Origin of the sequence: Galactobacter valiniphilus (assembly GCF_003575975.1) — a bacterium.
Lineage (GTDB): Bacteria > Actinomycetota > Actinomycetes > Actinomycetales > Micrococcaceae > Galactobacter > Galactobacter valiniphilus.
In genome coordinates this window covers 14,432-27,087 of record NZ_QQXK01000009.1, presented here as the reverse complement: position 1 = coordinate 27,087, position 12,656 = coordinate 14,432, and the positions used below count along the sequence as shown (strand labels likewise).

Here is a 12,656-nt window from a genome sequence, read left to right as displayed (position 1 = left end):
GGTAGTGGTGGCGGCCCGCTGCTGATGTGGTGCCCTCCGCGCGGCAAGGAAGAACCGGCGGGAGGGACGGCCCTGAGCGCGCTCACTTCGCGCGCCACATGGGGCCGAACCCTCGCTTGGGGTGGGCCTGATGGCACCGCAGGCAAACCGCGGTGGCAGTGCAGGGCGCACGGCGAAACGAGGAGCATCGCGTTTCCTGAAGGGGCCGGCTGGCCCCTGACGTGAGGGGGAAGGCCCGGACCGAGTGGCACGGGCTGACTTCACTCCCTGCGGCGGCTAGCTCCCCCTCGCGTCAAGCGCGGTGAAAGGAGGCTCAGCCCACCGTTCGATGCACAATCACTGTAGCACCTGCCGTATCCAAGCCGGGTTCCAGGACACGCCAGTTCACAGCTTCGCCCTCGGCGCCAATCCGGGTGGCCCCCTCGGCCTGGCTCAGGCGCAGCAGCTCGGCCTTGGCCAGTTCCGCCTCCTCGCCCGCGCGGGCCAGGACCAGCACCGTGGGGCCGGCGCCAGAGACCGTCGCGGCGAAGCCCTGCGCGCGCAGGGCCCCGATCAGCGCCGCGGACGCGGGCATGGCGGGCGCGCGGAAGGACTCGTGCAGGCGGTCCTCGGTGGCCACGCCGAGCAGCTCGGGGGCCGCGGTGAGCGCGTGGATCAGCAGGGCAGAGCGGCCCGAGTTCGCCGCCGCGGCGGCGTGCGGAAGCTGCGCGGGGAGCAGGCCTCGGGCCAGCGCCGTGGCGAGCTTCACATCCGGGATGGCGACGAGGGCCACGAGCTCCTCGTGGGGGCGCAGCACGGCGGTGCGGAAGGCGCGCCCCTCGGCTGCCTCGCCGCGCGGGGCCGGGGCGGATCCGCCGTCCTCGCCGCCCCAGGAGATGGTCAGGCCGCCATAGACGGCCGGGGCCACGTTGTCGGGGTGCCCCTCGATGCGGGCCGCCAGCTCGAACACGTCGTCGCGGTCAGGGCGCAGGCCCTCCGGCAGCAGCGCGGCGGCGGCGGTCAGGGCCGCCACGATCACGGCGGCCGAGGAGCCCTGGCCGCGGCCATGCGGCGTGCGGTTCGTCGCGTGCAGGCTGAGCGCCACGCCGGCGTGGTCCACGCCCCAGGCATCCCACGCGTCGCGGATGGTGCGGACGGCAAGGTGGCTTCCGTCCGTGGGAAGGCAGCCCTCCCCCGCGCCGCTGATGTCCACCCGGTCGCCCGCGGGCGAGCCGGCGGCCACGGAGGCCACCAGCTCGTCGCCGTAGGCGAGGGCGAGGCCCAAGGCATCGAAACCCGGCCCCAGGTTCGCGGAGGTGGCCGGGACGTGCACGGAGGCACTCACCCCGCCCTGCGGCGTCGTGCCGGTGGGCACGCTGAAGGCCAGCGGGAGTCCCGCCGTGCTGCGCTCGGCCACCCCCGCGCTCACTTCAGCCCGAGGGCGTCGGCGACCGACACGACGTCGAACTCGACCTTGACGGGCGAGGCGTCCTCGCCCGCGCCCTTGACGGCCCACTCGGGGTCCTTCAGGCCGTGGCCGGTGACGGTGATGACGATCTTCTTGCCCGTGGGGGCCGTGCCCGCGCGGTGGTGCTTGAGCAGGCCGGCGGCACCGGCGGCGGAGGCGGGCTCCACGAAGACTCCCTCGCGGGAGGAGAGCCAGCGGTGCGCCTCGAGGATCTCCTCGTCGGTGACGGCGTCGATGAGCCCGCCGGACTCGTCGCGCGCGGCCTCGGCGAACTCCCACGAGGCGGGGTTGCCGATGCGGATCGCGGTGGCGATCGTCTCGGGCTCGAGGATCGGGTGACCGTCCACGATGGGTGCCGAGCCGGCGGCCTGGAAGCCCCACATGATGGGGGTCTTGGTGGAGACGGCGGGCAGCACGGCGCCGGCCTGGTTGGTGTACTCGGAGGCGTACTCCTTGTAACCCTTCCAGTAGGCCGTGATGTTGCCTGCATTGCCGACGGGCAGCAGGTGGTAGTCCGGGGCGTCGCCCAGGAAGTCGACCACCTCGAAGGCGCCGGTCTTCTGGCCCTCGATGCGGGCCGGGTTGACCGAGTTGACCAGGTACACCGGGTAGTTCTCGGAGAGCTTGCGGGCGACCTCGAGGCAGTTGTCGAAGTTGCCGTCCACCTGGATGATCTTGGCGCCGTGGGCCACGGCCTGCGAGAGCTTGCCCATGGAGATCTTGCCGTCCGGGACGAGCACGGCGCACGTGATGCCGGCCTGCTTGGCAAACGCGGCGGCGGAGGCGGAGGTGTTGCCAGTGGAGGCGCACACGACGGCCTTGGCGCCGGCCTTGACGGCGGCCGTGACGGCCATGGTCATGCCTCGGTCCTTGAAGGAACCGGTCGGGTTCATGCCCTCGACCTTGAGGTAGACCTCGTTGCCGGTCTCGGCGGAGAGGGCCGGGGCGTAGACGAGGGGCGTGCCACCCTCGCCGAGGGTGACGATGGTGTCGCCGTCCTCAACGGGCAGGCGATCTGCGTATTCGCGGATGACTCCGCGCCACTGGTGAGCCATGGTGTGCTCAGTTCCCTTCGACTCGCATGACGGACGTGATCCCGGTGACCACGTCGAGTTTGTTGACGGCTGCCACGGTCGCGTCGAGCGCGCGCTGCGTGCCAGCGTGGGTGATGATGCGCAGCTCGGCGGCACCGTCCAGGTGGCCGTTCTGGCGCATGGCCTCGATGGAGACGCCGTGATCGGCGAAGACCTGGGCGATCCGGGCGAGCACGCCCGGCGCGTCGGCGACGTCGAGGGCCAGCGCGTAGCGCGTGATCGCGTCCTGCACTGGCAGGGCGGCGATCGGCTCGGCGGCCAGGCGGGTGGGCTCGGCGGAACCGGCGAGGCGGTGGCGCGCGGCCATGACCAGGTCACCCATGACGGCGGAGGCCGTGGGGGCCCCGCCGGCGCCCGGGCCGTAGAACATGAGCTCGCCGGCGTTCTGCGCCTCGACGAACACGGCGTTGAACGCGCCGTGGACGGCGGCCAGCGGGTGCTCGCGGGAGATCAGGGTGGGGTGCACGCGCATGAGCACGCCCGCCTCCGAGCGCTCCACCACGGCGAGCAGCTTGATGACCTGATCGGCGGCGCGCGCTGCCTCGACATCGGCGGCCGTGACGGCCGTGATGCCCTCGGTGTGCACCTGATCGATCGAGAAGCCCGAGCCAAAGGCGAGAGTCGCGAGCAGGGCGGCCTTGGCGGCGGCGTCGTGCCCCTCCACGTCGGCGGACGGATCCGCCTCGAGGTAGCCCAGCGCCGAGGCCTCGGCCATGACGGCCTCGAGGTCCGCGCCCTCGCGGTCCATCTTGTCCAGAATGAAGTTGGTGGAGCCGTTGACGATGCCCATCACCTTGGTCACGGTGTCGCCGGCGAGCGACTCGGCGAGCGGGCGCAGGATCGGGATGGCGCCGGCCACAGCGGCCTCGAAGGAGAGCTCGGCGCCGTTCTCGGCGGCGAGGGCGAAGAGCTCGGGGCCCTGCTCGGCGAGGAGGGCCTTGTTTCCCGTCACGACGCTCGCGCCGCGCGAGAGCGCGCGGCGGATGTAGGTGGAGGCCGGCTCGAGGCCGCCCATAAGCTCGATCACGAGGTCGGCGCCGTCGATGGCGGCCTCCGCGTCGGAGCTGACGAGCTCGCGCGGGATGTGCGGGCCGCGATCGGCGGCGGTGTCGCGCACCACCACGGCGGAGAGCTCGAGCGCGGCCCCGCTGCGGGCCTGCAGCTGGGCGGCGTCCTGGGTCAGGATGCGGGCCACCTCGGCGCCGACGGTGCCGGCTCCGAGCAGCGCCACCTTGAGCGTGATGGTCATGGGTCCTCTTTTCCTCTGCTTCTCAGTGCTGGTGGGGTGGGCGGCGGGCCTTTCACGGCCCGACGACGCCTCAGCGGGCTCGGGTGCCCGGCTCACCTCAGGCGATGCCCGCGTCGCGGGAGAGCAGATCGGTCTCGGTCTCACCGCGCACGATCACGCGGTGCGTTCCCCCGGTGACCGCCACAACGGCGGGGCGGGGCAGGTAGTTGTAGTTGCTGGCCAGGGACCAGCAGTAGGCGCCCGTCGCGGGCACCGCGAGCAGATCGCCTCGGCCCAGGTCGGCGGGCAGGTAGGCGTCGCGAACCACGATGTCGCCGGACTCGCAGTGCTTGCCGACCACGCGGGCCAGGAGCGGCTCCGCATCGCTCTCGCGCGAGGCGATCAGGGCCGAGTAGTCGGCGTCGTAGAGCACGGGGCGGGCGTTATCGCTCATGCCGCCGTCCACCGCGACGTAGCGCCGCGGGGCGGCTTCGCCGCCGGCGGTTTCCACCTCGACGTCCTTCTGGACGCCAACCGAGTACAGGGTGACGCCCGCCGGGCCGGCGATGGCGCGGCCGGGCTCGATGCTGATGCGCGGGACGTCGATGCCGGCCGCGGCGCAGGCCTCGGCCACGACCGCAGCGGTCTCGGCGGCGAGCACCTCGGGGGTGCTCGGGGTGTCCTGCTCGGTGTAGGCGATGCCGTAGCCGCCGCCGAGGTCCAGCTCGGGCAGCTGGACGCCGTGCCGGGCCTTGACCTCGCCCAGGAAGGCGATGAGGCGGCGTGCGGCCTCGGCGAAGCCGGCCGACTCGAAGATCTGGGAGCCGATGTGGCAGTGCAGGCCCAGGAGGTGGACGTGCTCGCTCGCGAGCGCCTCGGCGACGGCCTCGGCCGCGTCCGAGCGCTCCTGCCCGGCGCGCGGGTGCAGCGAGAGGCCGAACTTCTGGTCCTCGTGCGCCGTGGCGATGAACTCGTGGGTGGAGGCGTGCACGCCCGGGGTGAGGCGCAGCATGAGCTGGGCCGTGACGCCGAGGCGCTCGGCCGCGGCGGCCACGCGGCGCACCTCGTCGAGGGAGTCGGAGATGATGCGGCCGAGGCCCAGGGTGAGGGCGCGCTCGATCTCCGCGTCCGACTTGTTGTTGCCGTGCAGGCCGATCAGCTCGGGGGCGACGCCGGCGGCCAGGGCCACGGCGAGCTCGCCGCCCGAGGCCGTGTCCAGGCGCAGGCCCTCCTCGGCGACCCAGCGGGCCACGGAGGTGTTGAGGAAGACCTTGCCCGCGTAATAGACGTCGGCGCCGCCGCAGAGCGGGGCGAACGCGGCGTCGTAGGCACGCTTGAAGGCCGCGGCGCGGGAGCGCAGTTCGCCCTCGTCCACGACGTAGAGCGGGGTGCCGTAGGCCGCCTGCAGCTCCTTGACGCTCACGCCGCCGATCTCCAGGGCGCCGTCCACGCGGCGCGTGGAGGCGGGGAAGAGCGGGGCGCGGCCTGCCGGGCGCGGATCGTTCAGGTCCGCGGGCACGCTGAGCCAGGCCGGGGCAAGGGGTGAAGCAGTCATGACACCTAGGGGTTGAACGAGGTCGGCTTGTCGCTGCGTCGCGGTCGCGAAAACAGCGTCGAACGTGCACCGAGCCTACCGGGGTGCGCGCCGAGTCTCCCCTTCCGTGACGACGGGTGATTCGGGGCCGATCCCCAGGGACTTGTGACCGAGCCGAGACAGAAAAACCTGACGGTGTTCGTTAGGCTATGCATCACTCGAGTCATGTCAGTCGAGCAATTGGAGATACTCGATGTCCACGCCCACCTCCGGCCCCGAGCCCACTCCGGGCCAGCAGCCCACCCCCTACGGACAGCCGCTGCAGTACCCGCAGCAGGGCGGCGCCTCCTTTGCCCAGCCCAGCGCCGCCGGCGCGCCCGGCGTGCCGAGCGCGGCCGGCGCCCCCGGCTTTGCGGGCGGCCCGGCCGCCCAGCCGCAGCAGCCGAACCCCTCCGCGCAGGGCCAGTACGGCCAGCCGGGCGCCTACGGCCAGCCCGGTCAGCCCGGTCAGCCCGGTCAGTACGGCCAGCCGCTGAGCGACGGCGGCGGCTCCGGCCTGCCGCCCTCCGGCCAGTCGCCGTTCGGCGCGCCCGAGCCGCCGCGCCGCCGCCGCGGACGCGTCATCGCCTGGACCGCCGGCGGCACCGCGGTCGCCCTCGCCGCGGCTGGCTTCGGCGGCTTCGCCCTCGTGGCCCAGGCCAGCCAGCGCGGCGCGGATTCCGCCACCTCAGCGATCGAGCGGCTCGACAAGGGCTTCCGCGAGAAGAACCTCATGGAGCTGGCCAAGTTGGTGTCCCCCTCCGAGGCGCGTCCGTTCTTCGAGAACCTCAAGGCGTTCGGCATCGATTCCGGTCTGGACAAGCTCTCCTCGAACTCCAAGGTGCCCTTCGGGGAGCTTGACGTCGAGGGCATGCAGCAGATCTTCGACTCCATCACGATCGAGAACTCGAAGATGGACTTCACCGTCTCGGAGAAGTCCTCCACGATCGCGCTGGCCGAGCTCACGTCCTGGAAGCTCAAGCTCTCCGTCGACAAGGGCAAGTTCGTCGACGCCGTCATCAACCTCCAGGAGCGCAGCGGCGCCAAGGACACGGCCAAGCTGCGCGAGGAGATGACCAAGGCCCTCAAGGACGAGGACATGAGCTACGACGGCGACGTCGTGGGAGAGTCCAGCAACAAGGCCTCGATCGCCCTCGTCAAGGAGGCCGATCGCTGGTACTTCTCCCCGCTCATGACGGCGGCCGAGGCGGCCTACCGCTCGACGGACGGCCAGACTGCACCGCGCTACGACGCCAACGTCGAGGGCGCGGCGGGCCAGGGCTCCCCGAGCGAGGCCGTGCAGGCCGTCGCCGAGAAGCTGCGCACGCTCTCGGGCCCGAACGATCTGCTTTCCGACGACTTCGCCTCGCTCCTGGCCCTGCCCGAGCGCCGCATGCTCATGGTCTACGGCAACGCGATCAACGGGAGCAGCGACCTCAACGAGGAGCAGGGTCGCCCCGAGCACTTCAAGGCCGAGTGGCGCCTGAGCGAGCACAAGGTCAACGACAATCTGGCGATCGTGGGTCCGGGCACCTCCAAGCTCACCTTCAACGGAGATTCCAGCGACACCGTCACCTTCGACGGCGCCAAGGTCACCTCCGAGGGCAAGACCGTCGATTTCGGGCGCGTGCTCACCAACCCGAACCGCCTCGGCGTCGCGACGGTGCGTGAGAACGGCACGTGGCACGTGTCCACCCTCGACACGCTCACCAACCTTGCGGCCCTTCACGGCAACGAACGCGGCGTGGGCCTCGCCGAGAAGCTCATCACCAAGGTCGGCGAGGACAACGGCTTCAAGTGGTCGGATGTGGACGAGCGTAGCCGCGCCATCCTGGGCGGACTCATGTTCGTCTTCGACTCGGCCGAGCAGATCACCGGCAAGGACCTGACGGACGAGATAGAGAACTTCGGCCCGCTCGACCCCTTCGGCTCCGCCACCGGCGGCTACGAGGACTACGACTACGGCACCGATTCTGGCATGGAGGGCGAGAACCTCGACGGCGGCGAGGAAGGCTACGACTACGGGGCCGGCGGCTCCGGCGACGAGGGCTTCGGCGATTCCCTCGAGGCCAACCTGGGCAAGCTCTTCGGGGGCAACTGACCCCCGGAACACGGCCTCAGCCACGGCGGCGCTGCCTCCCCTCACCGGGGAGGCAGCGCCGCTTCGTCTGTCGTGGCGCCGCTCCTGCCCGACGGCGGGTGGTCACGTTCCGCGGGCGCGTTGTCCCGGCGCGTGTACCGTGGTGGGCATGCAGACGATCCAGCGATTTAGTCGCCCTCGGCCGGTCAAAGGCCCGGGGCCGCACGCGCGCGTCTGATTCTCGGGTCCTCGTAGATGCCGGTCGAGGGAGATCCTCCCCACCGACATCGATTCCCGAAGGACCCACCATGTATCTCTCCCCCGCCCAGCTCACGGCCGCCCTCACGCTGCGTGATCTCAGCGATCCGACCCACGGCCCCCACGCGATGCAGGCGCTCCTCGCCGACGTCGTCCAGGCGCTCTGCTCCGCCTGGGTCATCCCGGCCGCCCGGCACCGCACGCCCGCGCTCGTGAGCGTCGAGGACAACTACGACCGCCTCGGCTTCAGCGCCGACGACGTCACGCGCGATCGGCGCTACTCGCGCTACGCCTCGGAGACGGTCATGTTGCGCAGCCACACGAGCGCAGGCATCCCTCCCCTGCTCCGCGGGCTCGACACCCAGCAGTGGCCCGACGCCCTGCACGTCCTGCCCGGCCTGGTCTACCGCCGCGACGGCATCGACCGCACGCACGTGGGCGAGCCGCACCAGGTGGACCTGTGGCGGATCGGACCGCGGGACAAGCTCGACGCCGCGGGCTTGGGTCCCGCCGGCCGCGCCGGCAACGCTGGAGCGGACGCGGCGATGGAGGCCATGGTCGCCTCGGTCGTCAACGCCGTGCTGCCGGGGGCGCGCTGGCGCACCGTCGCCTCCGCGCACCCGTACACCCAGGGCGGGCGGCAGGTGGACGTCTGGGTCGACGGCGCCTGGCTGGAGCTGGCCGAGTGCGGCCCGGTGGCGCCGCGGCTCCTGGCGCAGGCAGGGCTCTCGCCCAACGCCTACGGCGGCCTCGCCCTCGGCATGGGCCTGGATCGGGCGCTCATGCTGCGCAAGGGCATCGACGACATCCGCCTCCTGCGCTCCACCGACGAGCGCGTGGCCTCGCAGATGCTGGACCTCGGCCGCTATCGGCCCGTGTCACATCAGCCGGCGATCGCGCGCGATCTCTCCGTGGTCGTGGACGAGCAGGTCACGGACGAGGCGATCGGCGACACCGTGCGGGAGGCGCTCGGCGAGCGGGCCGGGGATCTCGAGTCCGTCGTGCTCCTCGCCCGCACCCCCGCGGCCGAACTGCCGCCCGCCGCACGCGAGCGCTTGCGCGTGCGCGAGGGGCAGGTCAACGCCCTCCTGCGCGTCGTCATCCGCCCGCTCGAGCGCACCCTCACCTCGGCCGAGGCCAACGCCCTGCGCGACGAGGTCTACCTCGCCGTGCACGAGGGCCCGGTCAAGGAACTCATCGCCTGACGCGGGCGCGGCGAACGGCGGCGGCCTGTGCCAGACTCGGTGCACGCAATCGCAACAGTGTTGGGGGGGAACATCGTGCATCGCGGGAATTCGCTCAGGCCCGCCGTCGCCGCGACGCTCGTGGCGTCCGCCGTGGGCCTCGCCGCCTGCTCCACGTCCGGGCTCCCGGGCGTGCCGGGGGCCACGGACGCCCCCAGCGGCGGCACGGGCCCGGGAGCCACGGCGACCGAGATCGTCGTCAGCCCGACGGGTTCCGGCCCGTCACCCGGCGAGGGATCGCCCCAGCCGACGTCGGGCGAGGACCCGGTCCCGTCGACGTCGTGGTCTTGGACCCCCACCACCCCGGCCCAGCGGGCGGCCCAGGACTTCGCCGAGAAGGTGGCCGCCGCCGGGCAATTCTGCACGGTCAATGAACTCAAGCCGATCGCCCCGGAGGCCGGTGTGATCCGGTGCAGGGACACCTACACGGGCAGCGGGCCCGGGCTCGCCGAGCCCCTTCCGTGGGAAACCAACAGGCAACTGGAACGCAGCTACTCCCCCGTGTTGCGCTCGGTCAACGCGAAGACGGGCGAGTTCATCCAGCTCACGATCGGCGTCGGCGACTACGCGAACGCTCAGACGGGCACCTGGGCCGGGGACACAGACGTGGCCAAGCACGAGGTCCTCGCGCCGGCCGAGGACCTCGTGTTGTCGGTGTACCAGGACGGATTCGAGGCGAAGCCGGAGGGGCTCCCGAAGACCACCGCAGCACACCTCACCGCCGACGTCACGCCGCCCATCGAGGGAGTGCACGATCACGCCAACCCGATCAGCGACGCCCTCACCCAGCTGCAGGGCGCCTTCACCTCCGAGGCTGCGGGCTGGGCGGATCCCAGGACGCCGCTGACCAAGGTGCGCTACGAGGTGCGCCCGAACTCCGAGCTGCGCGTGACCGCGAAGGCCTTCTACGTCGTCACCACGTCGAGCGTCATTCTGTACGAGGGCGGCACGAATACCGGAGCCGCGGGGGAACAGTTCGGCGAAAGCCCCGTGGGGCTGATCATCGGCAAGAACTGGGTGGTCGGCGGCTCCGACGTGAAGGGGCTCGAGCGGACCGCCAAGCGCTACGGCCTGCGGTTCGAGGTGACCCGCTGAGCCGCCGCTACCTCCCGACGCTCGCCGCTTCCGCGCTAGCCGCGGCTTCGGGTGCCGCTGCGGGTGAGGCTTCCACCTTGGGGTGGCGGGCCTCCAGCCCCGCGCCCTCGACGTCCACGTTCGGCAGGATCCTGTCGAGCCAGCGCGGCAGCCACCAGGCGCTCTTGCCGAGGATGGTCATGAGGGCGGGGATGATGACGAGGCGCACCACAAACGCGTCGGCCAGCACGCCGAAGGCGAGGGCGAAACCGATGGGCCGGACCATGCTCATGTGGGAGAACAGGAAGCCGCCGAACACCGAGATCATGATGATCGCGGCGGCGATCACCACCGAGCGGCCAGCCCGCACGCCCTGCACCACGGCGGCGCGCGCCTCCGTGCCGTGGGCGTACGCCTCGCGCATGCCGGATCCGAGGAAGAGCATGTAGTCCATCGCCAGGCCGAACAGGATGCCGAGCATGATGGTCGGTAGGAAGCTCAGGATCGGGCCGGGCGTGCCGAGGCTCAGGAACTCGCCGAGCCAGCCCCACTGGAAGATCGCGACCACGCCCCCGAGCGCCGCCGCGTAAGAGAGCACGAACCCCAGGGTCGCGATGAGCGGGACCAGGAGCGAGCGGAAGACGAGGACCAGGATCAGGAACGAGAGCCCGATGACCACGCCGAGGTAGGCGGGCAGGGTCGAGACGATCTTGGCGGACATGTCGATGTTCGCGGCGGCCATGCCTGCCACGCCGATCGGGTACTCGCCCTCCAGCGGCGAGGCCGCGCGCAGCGCGTGCACGAGCTCCTCCGTCGACTCGGCTGAGGGACCCTCGGAGGGGATCACTTGGAACACGACGGCGCTCTTGTCCTCGGCCGTCGCTGCAGGTGCCACGGCGGTGACGTTGTCCATGCCCTTGAGCGCGCGGGCGATGTGCAGCTGCGCCTGGGTGACCCCGGCGTCGTCGAGCCCCGCGGGGAGGTCCGCCAGGACCACCAGCGGGCTGTTCTGACCCGCTCCAAACTTCTCGGCGAGGGTCGTGTAGGCCTGGTAGGCGGAGGAGTCGTGCGCCTCGCTGCCGTTGTCCGGCAGGCCGGTGCGCAGATCGGTGACCGGCAGGGCGCAGACGCCCAGCACCACCACACCGGCGACGACGGCGAGGGCCGCCTTCCAGCGCGGCAGCACCTTGATCGCGGCGGCCTCCTCGGCGTGGTGTTCCTCGGCCGAGGCGGCGGGGGTGGCGGCGCGGGCCGCGGCGCGTTCCGCCTTGCGCAGCACGCGCTCCTTGGCCAGGCCCAGCAGCGCCGGCGTGAGCGTGATCGCCATGAGCACGGCGATGAGCACGCAGACCGCGGCGGAGGTGCCCATGAGGCCAAGGAACGGCAGGCCCGTGATGTTCAGGCCCAGGAGCGCCACGATGACGGTGGCGCCGGCGAAGACCACGGCGTTGCCTGAGGTCCCCGTCGCGAGGCCGACCGACTCGATGACGCCGTGGCCCTGACGCAGTTGGCGGCGGTGGCGGTTGACGATGAAGAGCGAATAGTCGATGCCCACGGCCAGGCCCAGCATGAGCCCGAGCATCGGGGTGACGGAGGCGACCTCGAGGAAGGAACCCAGGGCCACGGTGATCATCATGCCGACGCCGACGCCCAGCAGGGCGGTAAGGATGGGCAGGCCCGCGGCGAGCAGGGTGCCGAGCATGATGACCAGGACGATGGCGGCGATGACGAGGCCGATCACCTCACCCGGGCCCATGAGCTTGGAGGCGTCCGCCGAGGCGCCCGCGGAGAGCTTGAAGTCGACGCCGTCCACCGCGTTGTCCTGGAAGACGGCGTCGATGCCGTTCTGGGCGGCGGCCGGGGCCGTGCCCGTGCTCGTGGTGAAGGTGACCGTCACGATGGCCGTGCTGCCGTCGTCGGAGACGAGCTTGATGCCCTTGGCCAGATTCATCAGCTCCGCGCCCTGGTCCAGCTGCTTCTGCCTGGCCTGGACCTCGCGCTCGCCCGAGTCAAGCTGCTCGTGGCTGGCCTGCAGCTTCTCGTCGGCCGCGTCCAACTGGGCCTGCTGCGCATCGAGCTGCGGCTTGGCCGCGGCGTAGGCGGCCTCGCCGGCGGCCTGCGCCTGCTTGCGGGCGGCCTCCAGCTGGGCCTCAGCCGCCTCGGCCTGGCTCGCGCCGGCCTTGAGCTGCTCGCGCCCCTCCTGCAGCTTGTCCTTGGCGGCGTCCAGCTGCTTCTGGCCGTCAGCGATCTGCTGGGCCTGGTCCGTGCGCTCCTGCTCTGTCGCGAAGGGGCTCACCACATCGGAGACCATCTCGACCTTCTTGGCCGCGGCGATGTTCTCCTCGATGCCGGCCTTCTGGGCGTCCGTGAAGGGCTCGCCGTTCGCCGTCGAGGCGACCATCTGCACCGAGTCGGTTCCACCCTCGCGCTCCGAGGAGGCCATGACCGCCTGCAGGCGGTCGGCCACCTGCGTGGTCTCGGTCTGGCCCACGTCGAGGTTCTCAGAGAGGTTGATCCCCACCGCGCCGACGACGGCGGCGAGCGCCACGAGGAGCGCGAGCCAGAGGGCCAGGACGGTCTTGGCCCGGCGGGCGGACCACTTTCCGAGTCGGTATAGGAGTTCAGCCACTGCGATTCCTTGGGGTTGGGAGGGCCGAC

8 protein-coding genes are annotated in these 12,656 nt (G+C 71.7%); 3 read left to right on the top strand and 5 right to left on the bottom strand.

Annotated features, from left to right (window positions below):
* Positions 1 to 313: 313 nt before the first annotated feature.
* The 4 genes from thrB to lysA all read right to left on the bottom strand — a co-directional run bounded on the left by thrB (position 314) and on the right by lysA (position 5,324).
* The gene (thrB, locus tag DWB68_RS05830) at positions 314 to 1,396 is read right to left on the bottom strand and encodes a homoserine kinase (RefSeq protein ID WP_233548642.1); all 1,083 of its coding nucleotides are present in this window, start codon (positions 1,394 to 1,396) and stop codon (positions 314 to 316) included.
* 8 nt (positions 1,397 to 1,404) lie between these two features.
* Positions 1,405 to 2,502 (bottom strand): threonine synthase, encoded by a 1,098-nt coding sequence (gene thrC, locus DWB68_RS05825; protein WP_119424210.1) that lies wholly within the window; start codon positions 2,500 to 2,502, stop codon positions 1,405 to 1,407.
* Positions 2,503 to 2,509: 7 nt separating this feature from the next.
* Positions 2,510 to 3,790: a homoserine dehydrogenase gene (locus tag DWB68_RS05820; RefSeq protein ID WP_119424209.1), complete on the bottom strand. Its 1,281-nt coding sequence runs from the start codon at positions 3,788 to 3,790 to the stop codon at positions 2,510 to 2,512.
* A 97-nt stretch (positions 3,791 to 3,887) separates the two neighbouring features.
* On the bottom strand, positions 3,888 to 5,324 hold the full coding sequence (gene lysA, locus DWB68_RS05815; protein ID WP_119424208.1) for a diaminopimelate decarboxylase: 1,437 nt from the start codon (positions 5,322 to 5,324) through the stop codon (positions 3,888 to 3,890).
* A gap of 232 nt (positions 5,325 to 5,556) precedes the next feature.
* Between lysA and DWB68_RS05810 the strand changes: the two genes are divergently transcribed.
* The 3 genes from DWB68_RS05810 (at position 5,557) to DWB68_RS05800 (ending at position 10,019) form a co-directional block, all read left to right on the top strand.
* On the top strand, positions 5,557 to 7,443 hold the full coding sequence (locus DWB68_RS05810) for a proline-rich domain-containing protein (protein WP_119424207.1): 1,887 nt from the start codon (positions 5,557 to 5,559) through the stop codon (positions 7,441 to 7,443).
* 287 nt (positions 7,444 to 7,730) lie between these two features.
* Positions 7,731 to 8,885, top strand: coding sequence for a PheS-related mystery ligase SrmL (srmL, locus tag DWB68_RS05805; protein ID WP_119424206.1), 1,155 nt, complete (start codon positions 7,731 to 7,733; stop codon positions 8,883 to 8,885).
* Positions 8,886 to 8,960: 75 nt separating this feature from the next.
* Entirely contained in the window at positions 8,961 to 10,019 is a 1,059-nt protein-coding gene (locus DWB68_RS05800) for a hypothetical protein (protein WP_119424205.1), read from the top strand.
* Between the two features lie 7 nt (positions 10,020 to 10,026).
* Here DWB68_RS05800 and DWB68_RS05795 read toward each other — a convergent pair whose 3' ends face one another.
* Entirely contained in the window at positions 10,027 to 12,627 is a 2,601-nt protein-coding gene (locus tag DWB68_RS05795) for an MMPL family transporter (protein WP_119424204.1), read from the bottom strand.
* Positions 12,628 to 12,656 lie beyond the last annotated feature (29 nt).